14 protein-coding genes are annotated in these 21182 nt (G+C 64.3%); 5 read left to right on the top strand and 9 right to left on the bottom strand.

Going from position 1 to position 21182, the window contains the following annotated elements; all coding sequences use genetic code 11:
* Window positions 1–26 precede the first annotated feature (26 nt).
* The 3 genes from HND55_13225 to HND55_13235 form a co-directional block, all read right to left on the bottom strand.
* Entirely contained in the window at window positions 27–2234 is a 2208-nt protein-coding gene (locus tag HND55_13225) for an EAL domain-containing protein (protein ID QKK03538.1), read from the bottom strand.
* 207 nt (window positions 2235–2441) lie between these two features.
* The gene (locus HND55_13230; protein QKK03539.1) at window positions 2442–2690 is read right to left on the bottom strand and encodes a hypothetical protein; all 249 of its coding nucleotides are present in this window, start codon (window positions 2688–2690) and stop codon (window positions 2442–2444) included.
* Window positions 2687–4222, bottom strand: a complete 1536-nt coding sequence (locus HND55_13235) for a Na+/H+ antiporter NhaC family protein (protein ID QKK03540.1) — start codon at window positions 4220–4222, stop codon at window positions 2687–2689. Before HND55_13235 ends, HND55_13230 begins: the two co-directional genes overlap by 4 nt.
* 301 nt (window positions 4223–4523) lie before the next feature.
* On the opposite strand from HND55_13235, the gene HND55_13240 reads away from it, so the two are divergent.
* The gene (locus HND55_13240) at window positions 4524–5486 is read left to right on the top strand and encodes a calcium/sodium antiporter (GenBank protein QKK03541.1); all 963 of its coding nucleotides are present in this window, start codon (window positions 4524–4526) and stop codon (window positions 5484–5486) included.
* 2 nt (window positions 5487–5488) lie between these two features.
* Here the strand turns inward: HND55_13240 and HND55_13245 are convergent, their stop codons facing one another.
* Entirely contained in the window at window positions 5489–7117 is a 1629-nt protein-coding gene (locus HND55_13245; protein ID QKK03542.1) for a hypothetical protein, read from the bottom strand.
* 238 nt (window positions 7118–7355) lie between these two features.
* Window positions 7356–9962, bottom strand: a complete 2607-nt coding sequence (locus HND55_13250) for a bifunctional aspartate kinase/diaminopimelate decarboxylase (protein ID QKK03543.1) — start codon at window positions 9960–9962, stop codon at window positions 7356–7358.
* Between the two features lie 234 nt (window positions 9963–10196).
* Between HND55_13250 and HND55_13255 the strand changes: the two genes are divergently transcribed.
* Window positions 10197–11018 carry a serine/threonine-protein phosphatase gene (locus HND55_13255; protein QKK03544.1) on the top strand — a complete coding sequence of 274 codons (822 nt, stop codon included), beginning with the start codon at window positions 10197–10199 and terminating at the stop codon, window positions 11016–11018.
* The gene (locus HND55_13260; GenBank protein ID QKK03545.1) at window positions 11002–11523 is read left to right on the top strand and encodes an FHA domain-containing protein; all 522 of its coding nucleotides are present in this window, start codon (window positions 11002–11004) and stop codon (window positions 11521–11523) included. The genes HND55_13255 and HND55_13260 overlap by 17 nt, the downstream gene beginning before the upstream one ends.
* Before the next feature lie 63 nt (window positions 11524–11586).
* Here HND55_13260 and crp read toward each other — a convergent pair whose 3' ends face one another.
* Complete coding sequence (gene crp, locus HND55_13265; GenBank protein QKK04109.1) at window positions 11587–12216, bottom strand: cAMP-activated global transcriptional regulator CRP; 630 nt, start codon at window positions 12214–12216, stop codon at window positions 11587–11589.
* Between the two features lie 241 nt (window positions 12217–12457).
* Here crp and speD point away from each other — a divergent pair, with 241 nt between their 5' ends.
* Window positions 12458–13249: an adenosylmethionine decarboxylase gene (gene speD, locus HND55_13270; protein ID QKK03546.1), complete on the top strand. Its 792-nt coding sequence runs from the start codon at window positions 12458–12460 to the stop codon at window positions 13247–13249.
* 79 nt (window positions 13250–13328) lie between these two features.
* Here the strand turns inward: speD and HND55_13275 are convergent, their stop codons facing one another.
* The 3 genes from HND55_13275 to HND55_13285 all read right to left on the bottom strand — a co-directional run bounded on the left by HND55_13275 (window position 13329) and on the right by HND55_13285 (window position 20004).
* Complete coding sequence (locus HND55_13275; GenBank protein ID QKK03547.1) at window positions 13329–16778, bottom strand: AAA family ATPase; 3450 nt, start codon at window positions 16776–16778, stop codon at window positions 13329–13331.
* The gene (locus tag HND55_13280; GenBank protein QKK03548.1) at window positions 16775–18031 is read right to left on the bottom strand and encodes a DNA repair exonuclease; all 1257 of its coding nucleotides are present in this window, start codon (window positions 18029–18031) and stop codon (window positions 16775–16777) included. The genes HND55_13275 and HND55_13280 overlap by 4 nt, the downstream gene beginning before the upstream one ends.
* Window positions 18032–18120: 89 nt before the next feature.
* A complete protein-coding gene (locus HND55_13285; GenBank protein ID QKK03549.1) occupies window positions 18121–20004 on the bottom strand; it encodes an ATP-binding cassette domain-containing protein in 1884 nt (627 codons plus the stop codon).
* Between the two features lie 534 nt (window positions 20005–20538).
* On the opposite strand from HND55_13285, the gene HND55_13290 reads away from it, so the two are divergent.
* The gene (locus HND55_13290) at window positions 20539–21177 is read left to right on the top strand and encodes a M48 family metallopeptidase (protein QKK03550.1); all 639 of its coding nucleotides are present in this window, start codon (window positions 20539–20541) and stop codon (window positions 21175–21177) included.
* The last annotated feature ends 5 nt before the right edge of the window (window positions 21178–21182 follow it).

Raw genomic sequence — 21182 nt, forward strand, 5'->3', positions numbered from 1 at the left:
TGGCCACGACCGCTCGATCAGTCGGGTCAGCGTATCCCGACCGGTCGTCCGAAGTGGTACCCCTGGGCGTAGTCGATTCCGATCTCATCCAGACTGGCGGCAATCTCGGCGGACTCAACCCATTCGGCCACAATCAAGATTCCGGTACTACGGGCGACCTGGGCCAGCGACCGAACGATGGCTTCGTTGATCGGGCGCACCGTCAGGTCGCGCACGAACTGACCATCGATCTTGACCATATCAACATTGAGCTGCTGCAGATGACCAAACGAGGACATGCCGGTGCCAAAATCATCGAGCGCAACCAGACAACCCAGTGCGCGCAGGCGGTCGATCAGCTTGCTGGCCGTGGCGTAATGACTGATCGCCACCGTTTCGGTCAGCTCGAAGCCGAGACGGGCGGGGTCGGCGCCCGGAGCCGCCAGGGCGGCAAACAGGAATTCGGTGAACTCCGGATCGTTGACCGAGGCCGCCGACAGGTTGATGAAGCAGCGCTGCGGCGGATCGGGCGTGGTCGCCAGCCAGCTCAGTGTCTTGCGCACGACCAGACGGTCAATCGCGGGCATGAGCCCGAACCGTTCGGCCACCGGAATGAAGGCCTCGGGCATCAGCAGCACGCCGTCGTCGTTGCGCAGACGGCAAAGCACCTCGACCATCTGCTTCTGTCCCGGGTTGGACAGCGACACCAGCGGCTGCTCACACAGCGAGATCCGATCGGCATCGATGGCCTGCTGAATCAGGGGAATGCGCTTCATTTCCGTCAGCCTGCGATAGATGCGATCCGGTCCCGAGGTAAACAGGATCCGGTTGCCGCCGCTCTCCTTGGCGGCAATGCAGGCAAGATCGGCGGTACCCAGCAGGCGTTCGTAATCCTCCGGATCGCCGGCCAGCGGCGTCACGCCCACCGTCGCGCGTACCGAGAAGTGCTGGCTGGCGCGAACGAACCTGAATTCGCCGATGCGCGATTGGATCCTGCGAATGCGCGCTTCCCCGTCACCGCCCCAGGCACCCTGGACGATCAGCCCGAACTCATCGCCGCCCAGTCGCGCCAGGCAATCGCCGGAATTCAGGGTTTTCTGCAGCACACCGGCCAGCTCAGTCAGCATCTCGTCACCGCTGCCGTGACCCAGGGTATCGTTGATCGACTGGAACTGATCGAGATCCATGTAGCCCAGCAGCCACGATGATCCATTATCCGCCTGCAGCCGGGCCCGCGCCTGTTCGGCAAATGCCGTTCGATTCAGCAAACCAGTCAGCGGATCGTGTCGTGACTGGTAACGCAAGCGCCGCTCATATTGTTCCCGATCCCGATCACCGGCTTCAATCACCAAGGCGGTGGCGCTCATGACCAGCAGCGTGGGCAGCAGCAGCAGCCACTGGGCAATAACGGCATCCGAGGCCAGCGGCGCGATACTCGATACGCCCATGCGCAGGCCTGCAAGCACCAGCAAGGGAACGATGATGAACGTGGTCAGGGACGACAGCCGGAGCGCGCTCCAGAGCATGAGCACGAACATCAGCAGGAGCAGCGGAACAACCTCCAGCGCCGGCGATCCGGCCAGCCAGCCAAGCTGTCCCAGTGTCGGCCGATGCCAGGTGGCCAGCAGCGCCCCAAGGGCCAACCCGCTGACCACGACCGGCTCCCAGCGGTGGCCGCGACGCCTGGTATCGAAGCTTCCACCTAGCCCGCACCAGCGCGTCGACAGCGCCATCAGCAGTGGCGTGAACACGATCAGTCCAAGCAGATCGCCAAGCAGCCAGGCCGCTGTCACCAGGGTGGTCGGGAAGCGTTCCAGCATCTCGCCCATGCGAAGCGCCATCACGCCAAATACGGTTGTGATCATGGCAATGGCCGGGAGCACCAGAAAGATCAGGCGCGCCGTTTCGCCAAGACGCTGCGGAACCGGTGCACGCGAGATCAATCGTCGATACAGCACGACGCCCATGACCGGGCCCGCAATCCCCCCGACATGAGCCAGCAGCAGCAGCGGCAGGCCGGTCAGGCGCATGGCCAGCATATCGGCAACGACCAGCACCGGCACCATCCACCAGCCGCCCATCAGCAGCGCGCAAAACGCCACCGCCGCGGGCGGCCAGATGGTAGCCAGCGGCCCGGCGCCGACCAGCTGTCGGGCCAGAATCGCTGTTGCTACATACGTCAGGAGCACGACCAGCGCAAACAGCCCTGTCGGAACCAGCCCGATCGAGCGCGGTGGCCGCCAGTGCCGCATCATGCCATTGCGTCCGACTGGGTGCGGAGAGTCCTGGAAGGATCCATTCATCAGGGCACGCCGGTTGCCGGGACCGGCAGACAGGACTGCCTGCCGGCCAGCGTCATGACTGAAGCGTGACCGTGGCGGGCTGCAGCCGGCCTTGCCGAATGGCCATTTGCCGGGCCCGGTTTCAGGTTGTTCCGGCGGCCGCACCGCGGGAGCACGGCCTCAGTCGCCGGTCATTGCTGCCGTACCCCGGGCACCCTGAGGGTCGAATGAAGCGACTCTCAGCGTGACCAGCCGGTCGACCTGGTCGGCTGTGGCGCCGCTGACCTTCAGCACGCTGTCGCCGATGCGGGCCTCGCCCTCGCCCGTTGAGGCATCAAACGCGGTCAGATAGACCTCGACCAGATCTCCCGGCTCGAATGACGGGGTCGAGGTGCGAAAGCGCCAGTTGGCGAACAATCCCTTGCTCATGATTCGTTACTCCGGTTGCTCAGGCGGTCGGTGGTGTACTCGCGGCCGAAACCGGTCCAGGCCGACACCAGGAAGACGATGACCAGCAGCCAGCCGTGGAAGACCCAGGGCCAGGCCTGAACAGGCGCGACGACCATGTCGCTGGTAAACCAGTCGTACTGGTCGACCAGCGCCACCATTTGCGTATAGCCAACCAGCACCCCCCCGGCCCAGGGAAAGATATAGCCCAGAGCCGAGGTGTTGGCATCGAGGATATTGGCGCGTCGGTAGCCATTGAGATTGAAGCGCTTCCCGATCGTGGCGATGTAGGGTGCGACCGCAATCTGGGCGGCCGTATTGATGGTAATCGCCGCATTGATCGAAGCGGTCACCGTCACCATGACCATTTCGGCCGACCGCACGGTTTTCGCCACCGTGCGCAGCAGCCACGCTTCCAGCGCATGGAAGGCGCCGCCGCGCATCATGATCTGGGCGCCGGCAATGACCAGCAGGATCAGCACGGCCAGTTCGGCGAAACCGAGCGCACCGCTGTAGAGGCTGCCGCCGACGCCTGCATCGGCCGCAGCAACCACTTCAACCAGCGGCCAGCCACCGAAGGTTTCGGCCGCCCAGCCGCCCGCGGCAACGTTGAACACCAGCATGTCGGTGCCCGGCGCCAGGCCGAAGGCCAGATTGACAATGATGGCCACGATCAGGCCCCAGGAAATGGCCTCGATGATGTGTCGCCCCGCAATGGCGGTAAAGATGACCACGCCCATGGACAACAGATGCAGCAATCCGGCCGGAGCGGTTTGCGCCCGGAAGGCTTCAGCGACTTCCGGCGCAATGGTGCTGCCGCTGAACATGGCGCTGGCGATCACGTACGCGATCAGCGACAGCACCGCGGCGATGATGGCGTACTTGAAGCGGCTGGCGACCACGCCGCCGACGTCCGAATCCTGCGTGACCGCGCTGACAATGGTGGTGTCCGAGACCGGCGCCAGGTTATCGCCGAACACCGCGCCGGAGAGGATCGCGCCGAACATCAGAATCGGGTCGGCGCCAAGCGCCACGCCGGCCGGGAAGAACAGGGCCACGAAAGCGATCACCGTACCGTACCCGGTTCCAATCCCGGTCGCCAGCAGCGCCGCCAGCAGAAAGGTGATGGCCGGGAACAGCAGCGGGCCGATGCCCGCGGCCACGGCCAGCCATCCCAGGCCGTCGACGAAGGCGCCAACCTGCAGCGTACCGGCGAACATCCCGGCCCACAACCAGGCCACGATCGCGGTCACGGCCACCGGCTGGGCCATGCCCTCGAAGACCGTGTCGGCATAGCCCTTCCAGTCGCCCTTGACAAACAGCATGCCCAGGATCAGCCCCACGAGCATGCCGACGATCAGCCCGCCGGTGGCGCTGATACCGAGCAGGCCGGACTGGAAAATGGCCCAGAAGATGAAAAACAGGATCGGCAGGGCGCTCAGCGCCTTGCCGCCGCGAAACTCGAGCGTTGTTCGAGACGCCGGGGATGGCCCGGTGGAATCTGGCTGGTTCATGAGATTGCTCCCTCCTGGCTGCTTCTTGGCGGCAGTTCATTGAATTGGATTGTCCTGGAGAGAATAGCTCTGATCGGCAGCCGGCTTCAAGGTGGGACACTGCGGCAGTGTAGAATGCTGGGCGCTGGAACAGGAGCGAGCCGTATCAATCACCCTGACGCTGAGTGCCCTAACGGTCCTGGTTTCAAGTATGGCCAGATGGCGCCGGTCATGGCTCGATCGCCTGATCTGCCGGCCGCCCGCCGTGGCGCGGGGCGAAAGGTGACGCCACGCTTTCTGAACTGAAACCGGAGCATGAACGATGTGGTTTGACCTGTTCCTGGTGCTCCTCGGAATCGGGCTGCTTACCGCCGGCGGCGAGTTGCTGATCAGCGGCGCGCTCGGCTTTGCGCGCCGCCTGCAGATCAGCACCCTGCTCACCGGTCTGCTGGTCGTCGGCTTCGGCACCTCCATGCCCGAACTGGTGGTCAGTGTGGACGCAGCGCTGATCAACCAGCCGGGCATCGCCCTGGGCAACGTGATCGGCAGCAACATCGCCAACGTGCTGCTGATTCTCGGCCTCTGCGCGGTCGTGCGCCCCTTGCCGGTCACGCCGCTGGGCCTGTCGAGGGACGGCGTCTCGGGCGTGGCCGTCAGCGGCCTGTTTATCCTGCTGGCCGGAGGCGTCGCCCTGGGACGAGTCGACGGACTCATCCTGCTGACCGGCCTGGCCGCCTACCTGGCCTGGGCGTATCGCAGCGAGAAGCGCCTGGAAGCCGAAAACGTCCGCGAGGTCGACCCGGACGCCGTACCGGGGAGCGCCGACCATTCAGTGCCCTACATCACGCTCGCCATCATCGGCGGCCTGGTCTTGCTGATCGCCGGCTCGCGCGTGCTGTTGATCGGCGCGGTTGCCCTGGCGCGCGACCTGGGCGTGTCGGAAGCCGTCATCGGCCTGACCCTGGTGGCGGTGGGCACTTCCCTGCCCGAACTGGCCGTGTCGCTGCTGGCCGTCATCCGGCGCCAGGTGGACGTGGCAGTCGGCAACATCCTGGGCAGCAACCTGTTCAACCTGCTCGGGATTCTCGGCGTTTCTTCCTTGCTCCAGACCCTGCCTTTCCCTCGCAGACTGGTGGTCTTCGACCAGTGGGTCCTGCTGGCCAGCAGCGTGGCCGTCCTGGTCATGCTGTGGACGGGCCGCCGTCTGAGTCGCATCGAGGGCGCAACATTTCTGCTGGCCTACGCGGTTTACCTGTTCGTGACCTTTTGGGTCTTTCCGTCCTGACGCTATTCGGTCGGGAACGCGGTCCAGCCGTCATACCAGGGCTGTTCGTTGCCTGGTGCCACGGCCCCCGGATAAACGGCCGATTCGTCCCAGAATTCGCCCTTCGGCGGTGATGCTGCGCGACCTTCGAATTGCCCGTCTGGCGTGAAAGCGGGCTGCCGGGCCGACCGACTGGCGGTCGGAATGCGCAGGGATGAACGCAGGTAGAAGTGCTCTAACTGATTCAGGAAGTAGTCGGCTTCGTTGAAGCCGCCGTCGTCATCGCTGTCGCCGGACTCGTCGGTGAAGCCGCTGCTGGTGTGTGTGTCGCCGATATCGTGCACCAGCAGAGTATCGAAGGTCAGCTCGCCGCTATCGATCAGCGACGGCGTCACTGTTCCGCGCAGATCGGCGAATTCCAGCGAGAACCCGCTGGCGATGACATTGGCAAAGTGCCCGCCGGTGCCGGTCCTGAGCGTCATCGCACGCTGGGCACCGCGGTTGCCCCCGATCAGCGTCGCGTTGTAGATGGTCGGTGATGAACGGGGTGTGGCATTCGAGTTGTTGGACTGGTTGTCGCCCTCCCAGGCGTTGTCGCCAGAATCGGTCTGCTGACTGATAAAGAACTGCAGGCGGCCGGTCCAGCCCTCGTCCCAATCGAGCGCATCGTCGGCAGCCTGGCTGACCAGGATATGACTGAGATCAACGGTGCCGCCGAAGACCTCGACGCCGTCATCGAGCGCGCGATGGACCTGGATGTGATTGATCACGGTGTTGGAGCCACAGCCGCCCAGAGTGAGACCGTTGAGTTCGTTGTTGGCAAAGGCCTCGAAACCGGCATACTCAATGCGCAGGTACTCGAGCACGCCGCAGGCATGACCCGGATCGCTGCCGCCGTAAGCGCCGCGCGGGTCACTGGAGGGAAAGCCTTCGATAATCGACGCGCCGGCATTGATCGGTGCACGACCGAGCAGAGCCACGCCGCCCCAGTCGCCGGGCTGACGCATGCCCGGTTCCTGGGCGCTGGTAAACACGATGGGCAGGGTACGCGTTCCCTTGGCGTGCAGAAAACCGCCGCGGGCCACGATCAGCGCCGATCCGGGGCGGCCCTTGACCACGACGCCCGGGTCTATCGTCAGTCGGCTGCCGGGTTCGACCATGACCACGCCGTCCAGGGTGTAGCTGCGCTTATCGGCCGTCCACCGGACTTCACCCGCAATCGAGCCGCTGACGATATGCTCGCGATTGAGCTGCTGCCAGGCGACCCATGCCGCGATGGTGACCACCACCGACAGGACGACGCTACCGGCCAGCAGTGCATAGCGGCGCTTGATGCGGCCGGCCTTGTCCAGCGCTTCGGTATAGGCGCTTGCGATCTCGCGGTCACGCTGTTCGAGCCAGCGCTTGTCGTCTGGGTTGAGCAGGGTCGAGTCGTTGGTGTCGAGTGCTTCGGCTTCGGCGGCCAGCCTGCGGAGCTCTTCGTTGTCGGCGCGATTGGCGGCATCCAGGATTTCGCGCCGGTAGGAGGGCTGACGCAGCAGTGTGTTGAAGTGGATGTAAGGAATCCCGGGCAGTGGGTGTTTCTTGACCGCCTGTTTGAGGTTCCACAGAGCCGCGACCAGTTGGGCCCGTCGCTGTCCATCGGATTGCATGGCGTCGATCCCCTTGCTCGAGTTGCAGGACGCGCAGCCTATACAGCGCAGATGTCACGCTTCTGACTCATTGGTGACGCTCAGAAAAACCCGTGATGGACTTCACTCAATCGAAGGCTGGCAGCGCTCTCGTGATGACGGGGATGACGGGGTGCGATCATCACGCCGGCCCGACTGCCCGGACAGTTCGCGGCAGGCGGTCCCGGCAGATCGACCCGGCGTGCGCCGGGTCAGCGGATCAGTTGAGAATGATCTCTCCGGCCGGCTCGCGCAGGTTGTAGTTCGAGGCCATGGTCGCGCCGTATGCGCCGGTATTGGCAATCAGCAGCACGTCGCCCTCGCGGGATTCAGGCAACAGGCGGTCGAGCCCGAGAATGTCGCCGGTCTCGCAAATGGGCCCGACCACGTTGTAGACCTGGTCGCCGGGTTCGTCCAGGCGGGTGAGGTTGACGATTTCGTGCCAGGCGCCGTAAAGGGCGGGCCGAATCAGGGAGTTCATGCCGGTCGCCGCACCGATGTAGCGCACCTCGCCCTTGCCCTTGGTCTGGGTGATACGCGCCAGCAGCACGCCGGCCGGCGAGACCACGTAACGTCCTGGTTCGATCCAGATCTGGATCGGGCGCGGCAGCTGTTTTTTAAGCTGCGCCAGTCCGCCATCCATGGCCGTGGTGTCCAGCGGCAGTTCGTCAGGGCGATCGGGCACGCCCAGGCCACCGCCAAGGTTGATGATCTCGACCTCCTCGAGCTGCCGCGCCGCTTCGCCGAGCGTTTCCAGGCTGCGATGCCAGTTGTCGGGATGCATGATGCCCGAGCCGGTGTGGGCGTGCAGGCCGCGGATTCGGATGTCATGGGCCCGACAAAGCCGGCTGGCGCGCTCGATGTCGGCCAGCGGAATGCCGAACTTGGCATGGCTGCCGGCAGTGCGCACCAGCTTGTGATGGCCCAGGCCCGAGCCGGGGTCGAGACGCAAAAAGACGGACTGCCCGGCGAAGTCTGCCCCCCAGTGCTCGAGCACGTAGAGGTTGTCGATGGTCAGCGGTAGACCCATTGCCACGGCCTGGCGGTACTCCTCGCGCGGTGCGAAGTTGGGCGTGAACAGCAGGTCGCGCGGCTTGAGCCCTTCGACCTGGCCGAGCGCGTGCTTTGCCTCGGCCAGCGATACGCATTCGATGCCCAGCCCGCTGTCGATCACCGTCTGCAGGATGGCAGGGTGGGCATTGGCTTTCATCGAGTAGAGCACACGGTCAACGGAATGGAGCGAACACAGACGTTCGCAGGCGCCGCGTACGGATTCGAGATCGTAGACGTAGGCGCTGTCTCGGCCCTCCATCAGCTCGATGAGTCGCCCACGCTTGGCTTGCCACCACGGCGATGGACGCACCGTTGCCGCGTCGTTGCGAAACAGCTGTTCCCAGGTCGGGCCGAAGACCGAGTCGCCGCCGACGCCACCGGGTATGACCTGCTGATGCAGTTGCTGCACCAGGCGCTCGGCATGACGCGACTCGACGACGAAGGTCAGGTTGAGATCGTTGGCCGCCTGACTGACCTGGAAAATCCGACGCTGTTCGAACACCTCCAGGGCCGGGCCAAGGCGGTGAAGAATGGTACGAATACCGCGACCGACCAGACTGACCGTCGCGCAGTCGGGCAGAATCTCGACCCTGCACAACTTGCCGAGCTCGAGCGACAGCACGTCCAGAGTGACCGGATCGGCCACGTTTGCGCCCGGATCAAGCGTCAGGGTGACATTGGATTCGGAGGTCGAGACCTGATCGACCGACAAGCCCAGGCGGCGAAATACCTCGAAGACCGCGGCCAGGAAGCCGACCTGCTGCCACATGCCGATATCCTCGAGCGAGATCAGCGTGATCGGCTTGCGCTGCACGATGGCCTTGACCTGGGCGCCGTGATCGCGGGCGGCGGGCGTGATGCAAGTACCCTGGATGTCGGGCCGGTCGGTCTGACGCATCCGGATCTCGATGCCGTGGGTCTGGGCTGGAATCAGGGCCGCCGGATGCAGGGCTCTGGCGCCCATGGCAGCCAGTTCCTGGGCTTCGCGAAATCCGATCTGCCTGAGCAGACGTGCGCCCGGTACACGTCGTGGATCGGCCGAGAACAGACCGGGCACGTCGGAGAAGATTTCGACTCGGCCCGCATCCAGCATCGCCGCGACCGTGGTCGCCGAGATGTCGGAGCCACCACGACCCAACAGCACGAGCTCACCCTGCGGGTTGGCGGCGATAAAGCCCGGCATCACCAGCACCGGCGGGCGCTGAGCCAGTCGCACCGACAGCGCCCAGTCCGGCCCGGCCGCGCACCGGGCCGCCAGGTAGGCTGCCCGCTCGCTGCAATTGGGCACCGTCTGCGCAGTCAGCACCTCACCCGGGTCCAGCCAGCACGCCGGCAGTCCGGACGACTCCAGCACGGCAACGGCCAGCCGGCTGCCGAGCAGTTCGCCGGCCGCCAGAATATGAGCTTGATCGGCCGGCGAAAGCGCCTTCGAACCCGCTTGCTCGAGTCGATCCGACAACGGGTTGATCCGGCGATCGAGCAATGTCTCCGGCAAGGACAGCTCGGCCAGCAGCGCGCGGTGACGCGTCCGCACCTCATCGACAATCGAAGATCGCATGGCCGGATCACGGGTATCAACCGCCGTCTGGAGCAGATCGGTCACGCCGCGAAGGGCCGACACCACCACAATCACTCGCTGCTTCCGGTCCAGGGCCTCCCGCACCCGCTCGGCGATTCGGGGCCAGTTGGCCGCCTCCGCCACTGAACTGCCGCCGAACTTGCAGACATGCCAAGCCGAGCCGCGATCGCTTCCTGCAGCCTGCTCAACCATCACGCAAGCAATTCGGGACAAGCCGGCCGACCCCGAAAACCAGATCCCGCGCGCGGCATGGGCACCGGAACGCGGGCCGGCAAGCCCGATTGGCAAGCGCGAAAGTGCTGGGTCATCACTGCTCCGAAGTCAGGCGGCCACTGGCTGCCGATTGCCTAAATCGGCTATTCTGGACGAAGTCCGGGCGAAAGTTGCCGGCATGTGGTGCTTTTGATCAGAATTTTACGCTATAAATAGATGATGACAGGCCGTTCCGCACAACAACCGTTAGCGCGATCAGCATCGGTCAGCGACATCGGCAAGGTGCGACTCGAGAATCAGGACGCTGTCCTGGCCGACGAAACACTGGGGCTGTGGCTGGTTGCCGACGGCATGGGCGGGCACGCGGGCGGCGCCCGGGCCAGCGCGATCGCACGCGACACCGTGCACCAGCGCTTTGTCGCCGGCGATGGGCTGCAAACAGCAGTGATGGCGGCTCACCAGGCCATTCGAGAAGAGCAGCGCGACCACCCCGAGCTCAATGACATGGGCACCACGATCGTTGCCCTGGCCGAACAGGGCCAGGAGTACGAGATCTGCTGGGTAGGCGACAGCCGTGCCTATCGCTACGCACCGGCCAGCCAGCGACTCGAGAGACTGACCCACGATCACAACGTGGCGGGCGTTCTGGTTGCCTCGGGTGCGTTAACGCCCGATGAGGCCACCCGTCACCCGCAGCGCCATGTACTCACCGACTGTCTCGGGCTGTCGGGCTCGGACGATCCACGAATCGATATGACGCGTGGACGCTGGCAGCCGGATGACATCATCGTCCTGTGTTCCGACGGCCTGTCCGGAGAGCTCGAGGACGGCCGAATCGCCGCCATCATCCGTCAACAGCCGTCGGCCAGGGACATCGTGCGTGAGCTGCTCGACGAAGCAATGGCCGCCGGTGCGCGCGACAATGTCTCGGTCGTCGTGATCGATGCCCCGAAACAACTGCAGATGGCTCGGCAACGCCGGCGCTGGCCGTTCGGTCTGAAATTCTGGAAGCATGGAGGGAATGATCGTGAACAGTGAGCATGAAAGACCGGAAAAGCGGCGCGGCAAGGACCAGGGGCCTCAGGGCACGCAGGTCTTCAGCCGTGATGAAGTCGACAAGCTGATCAGCGAGGCAAGCGCCGGTGAAGGGCACGGCCGCAGCGCCGAATTGACCGGCGTCAGTGCCTCGGTCAGCGGTCAGTCAATCAGGCTGCCATCGGCACGCGTGCTGGTCGGGCGCGCTGAACGCTGCGACATCCGCCTGGATGACGCCAGCGTTTCGTCGGAACACGCCAGGCTCGTTCAGGACAGCCGCGGCTGGCACGTGGTCAACCTGCTTTCGACCAACGGTACTTTCGTCAACGACGAAAAGGTCTCCAATGCGCCCGTCGGCAGCGGTGACCGAATCCGGTTCGGGCGCGTCGAGTTCATTTTTCACGACCCCGACGCCGGCGAACAAAGCGGCGCGGCCAGCTGGAAGAAATGGCTGCCATGGGTCGGGCTGGCTGCCGTGGCAGCAGTGGTGGTCCTGCTGTTGTGGTGAGGCATTACGGCGGGAATGGCCGGCCATCCCGCCGCATTGACCGATCCCGATGCGGCAGCGCAATCAGCCGGGCGGACCCTTGTAGGTCCCGAGCACCACAACCGTCTTGCCTGATGCCCGGATCATGCCTTCTTCCTCGAGATTCTTCATCACTCGCCCGGCCATTTCGCGCGAGCAGCCCACAATTCGGCTGAGTTCCTGTCGTGTGACCCGGATCTGGGTGCCTTCGGGGTGGGAGATGGCGTCCGGCTCTCCGCACAGATCAATCAGCGCCTTGGCTACACGCCCCTGGGTATCGAGAAAGGCGAGGTGGTAAACCTTGCGCCGGGTGTAGAGCAAACGCTGCGCCAGCTTTGAGCCAATCGCGGTCAGGATGTCGATGGCATGCGACCGCAGCGCATTGTCAAGCGCGTCGCGCAGGCGTGCGTAGGACACCTCGGCCACTTCGCAGCGCGTGCGGGTGCGCACCAGTGATTCGCGCTGGGTCGGCTTCATGAACAGGCCCATTTCGCCAATGAAGTCACCCGGATTGAGATAGCTCAGTATGAGCTCACGGCCGTCTTCACCCTCAGTCGAAACGGATACGGACCCCTCGATGAGATAAAGCAGGCTTTCACCGGAATCGCCCGGGCGCATGATGGTGGTCTTGGCCGGGTATTGGTGACGCTCGCAGATCGAGAGAAATCGATCCATGGCCTCACGATCGATCGGATAGAACTGGAATTCGCGCATTGTTATCGGTCTTGTTGTGGTTTGATCAGCCGGCATAGGTGCCAGAAATCCTTTCAATGGGACAATTCTGCCCCTGTCTGTGACATACGTCAAACGAAGGCGCAGTTTACCGGCATGGTTTCGCATGTCGGGTGGACTGGAAACAAGCCCGTTCCATCGTCGATAATGACCGGCTTCAGCCGCGCGACAGGTTCCCCACACCATGGTCTTACGTCGTATCAAACTCCACGGCTTCAACAATCTGACCAAAGCACTGAGCTTCAATATCTACGATCTGTGTTTCGCAACCACCGCAGCGCAGCGCAAGGATTACATCGCCTACATCGATGAGGCCTACAACGCCGAACGTCTGACGCAGATTCTGACTGACGTGGCCGGCATCATCGGCGCCAATATTCTCAACATCGCCCGCCAGGATTACGAGCCGCAGGGCGCCAGTGTGACCATGCTGATCGCCGAGGAGCCGGTCGACAACAGCATCGACGCCGGATTGGCCGCACCCGGACCGCTGCCCGAATCGGTGGTCGGTCATCTCGACAAGAGCCACATCACCGTTCATACCTATCCGGAAAGCCATCCCGACGACGGCATTTGTACTTTCCGGGCCGATATCGACGTGGCCACCTGCGGCGTGATCTCGCCGCTCAAGGCGCTTAACTACCTGATTCACAGTTTCGAGTCGGACATCGTCACGGTCGATTACCGCGTGCGCGGATTCACCCGGGACGTGCGTGGACGCAAGCATTTCATCGATCACAAGATCACGTCGATTCAGGACTACTTCAGTCGCGATACCAAGAAGGCCTACGAGATGATCGATGTCAACGTCTACCAGGAAAACCTGTTCCACACCAAAATGAGACTGAAGCACTTCGACCTGGACAACTACCTGTTCGGTATCGACGCCGACCAGCTCGAAAAGCGCGAACGCAACCGGATTGAACGGCGCCTGCGCAAGGAAATGCAGGAGTTGTTCTACGGGCGGAACCTTTGATCCTTGTTGATCCGGCACCGGTCGACGGGTTCAGAATGTCCTGGCGCTGGAGCTCTTGGCCACGCGGCCGCAGACCGTTTCAGTCGCCGACTCCCGAGAGCGGGTCATCGATGGCGCTGACGATCCACTCCCTGAGCTCGGCGGCCTTTTCAGGCTTGAGTCCGGCCAGGCTGGCCAGCTCGGCGGCAGTGATGGCCGGGTCATCAGTCACTGTGGCCAGGTAGCCGTTTTCCTCAAGCCATTGCTCGAGTGCATCGGTGACGTCGGAGCGGAAGCGCGCCACCCGACCCTCGCGCAGCCCTTCGACCAGCGCAACCGGATGATTGCCCACTGCCTCAAGCAGCTTGAGCACGCGCGGCATGAACGTATCGCTGATCTGGCCGAATGCATCGAGCGCGCCGGCGTCGACCGGCCGGTGATGGCGACGACGCCAGTCGTCGAGCACCCGACTTGCGGCGTGGCAGCGCTGCCCCAGTTGCTTCCGGGTTGCGGCGTCAAGCACGGCCTCATCGCAATCGGCTTCCAGGTAGCCGGTCAGTTCGCCGATACGCCCCAGCTCCAGGCGTATCAGCCGTGCGGCCAGCGCAAGATCATCGTGCAACAGGTGAAACACGCTGACTTCGCCCGTGCCCAGCCATGGATTGATCGGGTTGATGCCGGCCTGCCGCGCCCAGTCGACAGGCGACTGGCCGTTGGGCTGCGGCACGTCGCGACGGCGTGCTTCGCTGTCGGGCATGGTCAATTCGAGCGGCGCCACCTGATCGCGTCGCACCTGGGCCATGTCGATCACGCAGGGCGCGGCAGATTCGCCGAGCCACTCCGACCAGGCAGCCGCTTCTCCAGGCTGCGCGGTCAGGTAGAACATCTGGCGTCCCGCAGCGGTAATCTCCTGTATCGACTCGACCACCTGACGATAGCGATCCGGATCGGAGGTGGTCAATACTTCATCCAGGAACACCGGCAGCGGCTCCCGATTGCGTTCGGCCTGTTCGATCCACGCCAGGCGCAGCGCCAGCAGCAACTGCGCTCGAGTTGCCGTGGACAGCTCGGCCAGGTCCACAGCGCGTTCAGCGCGCGCATCGAACGCGGCAAAACGGCCCTGCTCGAACAACAGCCGATAGCGATAGTGTGTAAAGTGCTGAAACCATCGCGCGCCCGCGCGCAGCGCCGCCGGCTCGTTGTCGGCCTGATGGGCCTGACGCACATCATCGAGCAAGGCCTTGCCGGCCGCCGAGAGCAAGTGTCGCTCGAGCTCGGCGCCAAGCGCCAGGCGCAGGCTTTCATACTGGTGCGTCAGCGCGGTCAGCTCGTGTCGCTCGATGGCGTCTTCGTGGCGAGTCTGAATCGAGGCAATTTGACGATTGATGTCATCGCGAGTTGCGGCCTCGGCGGCCAACCCGTCACGTCGCTCCGATAACGCCTCGCGCTGCTGACTGCGGGCTTGCTCCAGCAACTCGCCATCCGTTGACAGGCGCTGTTCCAGACGGGTGATTTCGGTCGACAGCTCGCGTCGCTGCTGCTCGAGTTGGCGCCACTCCTCGAATTTCTCCAGACGCTCGATCAGAGTGCGTCGTGCCCCGGGTTTGACACCGGCCTGCTCATAGACGGCTCGCGCCCGGCCCTGCAGGGTCTCGATATCGGCTTCCAGTTCCTTGAGTCGGTGCCTGCTCGCCTTGATCTCATTGTGCAACTCGGCGTTGGCACGAATGCGGGGCGCCAGCTGATGGATCAGTGAAGACAGGTTGCGGCTGGTGATCTCGGACGGATCTTCGATGCCATGGCGATGCAGCAGTTCGCCGACGCGCCGGCGGCAGGCCGCATGCTGCTCGCGCGCGCGAGCCAGCTCGTCCCGATGCTGTCTGAAGGCACAATCGGCCTGCTGCCAGTCCTGCAGGTGCCGCGCCCACAGCAAAAACCCGGTTTCCAGCCGGCTGTCCGGATCAAGCCCCAGCTTTCCCGTGCATTCTTCCAGCCGTTTGCGCGCCTGCTCGAACAGATCGCGTTCCTGATTGAGCCGCTCGCGTATATCGGCTGTTCGTTCCCGTTGCACGGCCTGGTGTGTGGCCAGCTCGAGCTCTTTTTCGAGCCGCTCCAGACGCGTTTCAACCTCACCTTCGCTCCATCCCAGCGGCGCCTCGACACCGGTCTGCTCAAACTGCGCCCGGGCCTGGCCCAGCGCGCGGAATCGCATGACAAAACGAATGCTCAATCCCAGCGGCACCCCCATCGCAACCAGGATCAGCAGCACAAGCTCCGGATGCGCCGGCACATCCTGCGGTCCCAGCAGACGCCAGCCAGCCAGCCCGGATGACACGGTCAACCCGCCCCAGAGCACGCCCTCAAGCGGCGAAAGGCGGCTCAGCTCGAGCCAGTCGGCGAGCGCGTCGCGTGCCTGCCGCAGGGCGTCCGGCAGCACCCCCTGGTCGCTGACCGGGGCATGGACGCGCGCAAGCTCTCCCGACAGCGCACGGATCTTCTCGCGCCGCGCCAGCACCCGATCGGTATAGCGCTCGATCTCCTCGAGGATCTGCTGCGAGATCTCGGGCAGCGCCGTGATCTTGCGCGCACCCAGCCGCTTTGCGGCGATCGATCGCTCCTCATCGGCACGTTCGAGTGCGACCGCCTGTTGCTCGATCCGCCGCTCCAGTTCGGCCAGCTGGTCGCGGGCAGAGGCCAGCTCCGACTGCACCGCTTCAAGCTGCTGCGGATCGACCCCGCCACCGCGCTCGAGCTTGCCGGACGCACGCGTCAGGGCGGTCTGTACCAATTCGTGCTCGCCGCGGCGCTCGGCAATTCGCTCCTCCGCCTGGTCCAGACGCGAGAGCTCGTCACCGCTCAGGCGATCCATGCCGCCCGGGAACTCCTCGATCAGGGTATGCTCGAGCGCGGTGCGTCTGGCCACGGCATCAGCCAGCGCAAGCGCGTCTTCACAGGCCTCAAGCCGGCGCGCTGCCTCCGCGGTTCGCCTGAGCTCGTCTTTCAATGTGGCCAGACTGTCGACCGCCTCCGTGAGTCGTTCGTACTCCCGCTCCTTTTCCTCGATGCGCCGGCCAAGCTCGGCCAGCTCCCGAGCGCGCTTCTGCGGGCGCGCTGCGGGCGCCAGGGGCGGCGTGGCGACGGGTTCGTCGAGGTCATAACCGCCGGCCAGCATGGTGCGAATGGCGGCCGCAATATGACTGTCCGTGGAACCGAGATGGGTCAGGTCTTCGGAGCTGATCAGATAGGCTCCGATGCTTTCGGCCGGGGGCAGCTGGGGCGGCGGCATCGGGCGGGTGCCATCCGTCCAGGTCACGGTCCGTCCATGGCGCTCACTGTCAACGAGCGCCTCGCCTATGTGCCAGCGCGCTCGAACCTGGCAAAAGTCCTCGGTCAGCTCGGGATAGAGAAGGGCACGGACGGCGCGAATGATGCTGGACTTGCCCGATGCGTTCGGGCCGGTGATGAAATTGACGCCGTCTGTGGCAAAGCGAATGGCGACCGGTTCATCCAGTCCGGCCAGGCTGCGTATATCGATGCGCTCAAGCTTCATCGTGTCGCTCGCCGCTGCCCGAGCAGGCGTGCCAGCGCGATCCGCCCTGCCCGCTCCAGCCAGGCGGCAACGGCGCTGTCGTCCAGGTCTTGTCCTAGCGCCGCAAATTCGCGCGAGCGGACCACCGGCACCAATGTCCTGCGGCCAAGCTCAACCAGGCGCGCGTATTCCTCGCATTCGGGATCTTCCAGAGCCAGCAGGCGCCTGGCCAGCAGCGCGCAGGGGTCGTCCTGGCTGGCCAGGCGTCTGAGGTCGATGCGCGGCAGCACTGCGCAGCTCATCGACTGAACAAAGCACGCTGTCTCTGCTTCCTGCCAATGGCGCGTCTCTTCTGCCAGGCGCCCGGCTTCGTCAGCCATTCCTGCGGCATCATCATGCCGCCCGCTCAACGTGACGCGCAGCCCGAGCGCTGTCGGCGGCATCTCGCGCTCCTGCAGGCGGCTGACGGTTTCCCGACACACGCCAATCAGGCGTTCCGACAGCGCTTCAGGACCGGGCAGGTCGGAGCAGTCGATATCGAGCGCTTCGTAATGCAAGGGCGCCAGCGCCACATGATCAGCGGCAATGGCGCCCCCGCCGATGTGAAACAGCCATGGTCCACGCGCTCCGGTTTCCGAAGCACGCAGCGCTGTGGCCGAACCCAGGTAGCCGATTGGGCGATCGACATCCAGCTGGTCGGGCTGATGGATGTGTCCGAGCAGCCAGGCATCGACCGGCGCCTGTTCGAGCTCAGCGCTCGAGACCGGCGCGTGCACGCTGCCGGAACGATCACGATCACAGTGCAGAAGCCCCACTACGGGCCCCTTTTCGGGCTTGAGTTTCAAACTTTTCAGAGGACTGTGCCTGACCCGAGATTCGTGAAACGACCAGCCAAGGACGATGACATCATCAAGCTGATAGCGCTGCCATTGTCCGCCGGCACCGAGCACATTCAGGCCCGGCAGCTCGCCGGCCAGGCGCGGCAACACGTGGGTGTCATGATTGCCCGCAACCGCGATCACAGGGATGCCCGCATCCAGCAAGCGTTCGAGCCCCTTCTTGAGCTGGCCATAGGCGACGAAGAAATCACGCGAACGGTCGACCAGATCACCGGCCAGCAAGACGCCGTCGACTCGCCGGTCAATGGCCAGGTCGACACAGCGTTTCCATGCAACCTCCGGACCCAGCTCATCCGAACGCTGACCGAGATCGCTCGGCAGCGCGACGCTGGGACGACCGAGGTGCAGGTCGCCAATGGCAAGCAGGGTCGTCATGTCAATCAGTCGCGGATCCGTTCACGCTCGGCGATTCGACGGCTCAACATAAAGGATCAATGCCGGGCAGACAAGCAGACCCGCTCCGGTTACTGCTCGGCCAAGGCCATCTCCAGCGCCTCGGCGGCCTCCATCCATTCGACTTCGAGCGCTCCAAGCTGCTGTTTCAGGACCGTTTGCTGTTGAATCAGGGCATCGAGCCGCTGCTGCTGACCGGGCGCGTAGAGTTCCGGATTCCCAAGCATGGCTTCGAGCCTGGCCAGCTCGCCGCTGAGACGGCTGGTCTCGCGATCAAGCCGGTCAACCCGGTTTCTGAGCGGCTTGATTTGTTCACGCTCTCGCCCCTGACTTCGCCGGCCCCTGAGGCCGTCGGTATCGGCCCTGCGAGACTTGGTAGCCTCTGCCGAGCGTGTCTGCAGCCAGCCGCGGTAGGCGTCGAGATCGCCACCAAAGCGCATTACCCGGCCATCGGCAAGCAGCCAGTAGTCATCGACGCTGTGGCGCAACAGATGGCGGTCATGGGAGACGGTCACGACTGCGCCCTCGAAGCCCTGCAGGGCCACGGTCAGGGCGTGACGCATGTCGAGATCGAGGTGGTTGGTTGGCTCGTCGAGCAGCAGCAGGTTGGGGGCCTGCCAGACCAGCAGAGCCAGAACCAGCCGCGCTTTCTCGCCACCTGACAGCGGGCCAACCGGATCGGTCGTCGTATCGCCGCGGAAGTCGAATCCGCCCAGAAAGTCCCGCAGGTTCTGTTCGCGCTCTTCCAGGGCAATCCGCTGCAGGTGGACGAGCGGGCTGGCGCCGGCGTCAAGCTGCTCGAGCTGATGCTGCGCAAAATAGCCGATGCGCAGATTTCGGGCCCGGGTCAGTCGGCCGCTGATAGGATTGAGTTCGCCGGCCAGCGTACGCACCAGTGTCGATTTGCCCGCGCCATTGACTCCGAGCAGGCCAACACGGTCTCCTGGCCCGAGGCCGACCGAAACCTCGTCAAGCACGATCACATCGCCGTAACCCAGTCTCGCGTTCTCCAGGTGCACAAGCGGATTGGCCGCCCGCGGCGGCTCGGGAAAGACAAAATCGAAGGGCGAGTCCGCATGCGCCGGCGCGACCTTTTCCATGCGCTCGATGGCCTTCAGTCGGGCCTGGGCCTGGCGCGCCTTGGTCGCCTTGGCGCGGAAGCGGTCGACGAACTGCTGCATATGCGCAATCTGCTGCTGCTGCTTGGCATAGCTTGCCTGTTGCTGCGCCATGCGCTCGGCGCGCTGGCGCTCGAAATCGCTGTACCCACCGCTGTAGCTGTGCAGCCGCCGATGCTCAATATGGACGATACGCTCGACCACGTTGTCGAGAAAATCGCGATCATGCGAGATGACCACCAGGGTTCCGGCAAAGCGCCTCAGCCAGTCCTCCAGCCAGATCACCGTCTCCATATCAAGATGGTTGGTTGGCTCGTCGAGCAGCAGCAGATCCGACGGGCACATCAGGGCTCGCGCCAGGCTCAATCGAATGCGCCAGCCGCCCGAGAAACTCCGAACCGGCCTGTCGTGCACATCGGCAGGAAAACCCAGTCCGTTGAGAAGCGATCCGGCACGCGCCGGTGCCGTGTAGCTGGCTGTCTCATCGAGAAGCGCATGCGCCTCGGCAATGGCGTGCCCGTCCCCGTCGGCTTCGGCCTGCTCGAGCTCGGCCTCGGCGGCGCGCAGGCGTCGATCGCCGTCGATCACATACTCGAGGGCCGGTCGGTCCAGGTCCCCGATCTCCTGCGCCATGCAGCCGATGGTCCAGTCATCGGGCACCAACGCTTCGCCCTGATCCACAGTGAGGTCGCCGAGCAGCAGGCTGAACAGGCTGGACTTGCCGCTGCCGTTGGCGCCGACCAGTCCGACCTTCTGGCCGGCATGGATGGTGGCCGAGGCGTCGGCCAGCAAGGGCTCGGGTCCGTAGCGCAGGGTGATGCCTGAGAGTTGGATCATTCAGAATGACAAGACGGGTTCAGGGTTCAGGGTTCAGGAAAAACGCACGGACGAGAAGGTAATCTTCAACGCGCAAAGGTCTTGATTTGGCGGTATGGTATCGCAGTCCCGCCAGATGTGACCCGCGCAGGTTGCGGTCGCCAGTTTGACGCCAACCTGCCGCGCGATGTTCCCGCACGGCGTGCGTAGGTCGCGGTCGCATCCGCGACGGACAAAAAGGCAGTCTTGAACACGCGTAGGTCGCGGTCGCATCCGCGACGGACAACGTATCAACCTTGAACGCGCGTAGCTGATGTGTGTACAAATCCTCCAGGCCGTCTGATGCGTGTGCAAATCCGAGAGGTCGTCCGTCGGCGATGCGACGCCGACCTACGCAGATTCCGGCTGCGCGACCAAGCCGCCCCCACCGCCCATCGGCTGCCGACCTGAACCCTGATCATGGCCCTGGACCCTGAAACCTCCCCGATGTCCTACCGCCTGCTCCGCCATCCCCGAGCCCGACGTCTGAGGCTGCGTGTCGAGTGCGACGGTTCCTTGGTGGTCACCGCACCGAAGCACCTGCGGCACAGTGAGATCGACCGCTTCGTGGCGGCCCGCAAGGACTGGATCAGGGCCGTGCGCGAGCGTCTGGCCCGCGCCAGGGCGGGACGCGACCCGGCCATCTTCAGCCTTCGCCCGGCGCGTATTGACTTGCCGGCAGTGGGAGAGACCTGGCGCGTGGTGCATGGGCAGGCCAGCGGCGAGCTCTGTGGCCAGGGCCCCGATACAGCGGAGTTGCTCTTGCAGTTGCCCGCGAACGAGCCCATCGAAGCTGTCGTCTGGCAGCTTCATGGCTGGCTGAAAAATCGCGCGCGCCATGCGCTGACCCCTCGGATCCAAGCACTGGCGCAGGCGCACGGCATGACCTACGGTCGGCTCAGCTTTCGCAACCAGAAATCACGCTGGGGCAGCTGCTCCTCGAAGGGTAATCTTTCACTTAACGCCCGGCTGCTGTTTTGCTCCCCCGAAGCCTGCCGTTATGTTCTGATCCACGAGCTCGTCCATCTCGAGCATCCGAATCACTCGCCGGATTTCTGGCAACGCGTCGCCGAACTCTGCCCCGACTATCGCCGGCACATGCGCGAACTCAAGACCGTTTGGCATCGCCTTCCCGATTGGGTCACTGCAAGCTGACCGGA

The organism is Pseudomonadota bacterium (assembly GCA_013285445.1).
Taxonomy (GTDB): domain Bacteria; phylum Pseudomonadota; class Gammaproteobacteria; order Xanthomonadales; family Wenzhouxiangellaceae; genus Wenzhouxiangella.

Excerpts from the sequence above, each read along its gene's own strand:
- HND55_13285 (QKK03549.1), bottom strand. The coding sequence starts at position 20,004 with ATGATCCAACTCTCAGGCATCACCCTGCGCTACGGACCCGAGCCCTTG.
- HND55_13225 (QKK03538.1), bottom strand. The coding sequence starts at position 2,234 with ATGATGCGGCACTGGCGGCCACCGCGCTCGATCGGGCTGGTTCCGACA.
- HND55_13255 (QKK03544.1), top strand. The coding sequence starts at position 10,197 with ATGATGACAGGCCGTTCCGCACAACAACCGTTAGCGCGATCAGCATCG.
- HND55_13245 (QKK03542.1), bottom strand. The coding sequence starts at position 7,117 with ATGCAATCCGATGGACAGCGACGGGCCCAACTGGTCGCGGCTCTGTGG.
- speD (QKK03546.1), top strand. The coding sequence starts at position 12,458 with ATGGTCTTACGTCGTATCAAACTCCACGGCTTCAACAATCTGACCAAA.
- HND55_13260 (QKK03545.1), top strand. The coding sequence starts at position 11,002 with ATGATCGTGAACAGTGAGCATGAAAGACCGGAAAAGCGGCGCGGCAAG.
- crp (QKK04109.1), bottom strand. The coding sequence starts at position 12,216 with ATGGATCGATTTCTCTCGATCTGCGAGCGTCACCAATACCCGGCCAAG.
- HND55_13235 (QKK03540.1), bottom strand. The coding sequence starts at position 4,222 with ATGAACCAGCCAGATTCCACCGGGCCATCCCCGGCGTCTCGAACAACG.
- HND55_13275 (QKK03547.1), bottom strand. The coding sequence starts at position 16,778 with ATGAAGCTTGAGCGCATCGATATACGCAGCCTGGCCGGACTGGATGAA.
- HND55_13280 (QKK03548.1), bottom strand. The coding sequence starts at position 18,031 with ATGACGACCCTGCTTGCCATTGGCGACCTGCACCTCGGTCGTCCCAGC.
- HND55_13240 (QKK03541.1), top strand. The coding sequence starts at position 4,524 with ATGTGGTTTGACCTGTTCCTGGTGCTCCTCGGAATCGGGCTGCTTACC.
- HND55_13230 (QKK03539.1), bottom strand. The coding sequence starts at position 2,690 with ATGAGCAAGGGATTGTTCGCCAACTGGCGCTTTCGCACCTCGACCCCG.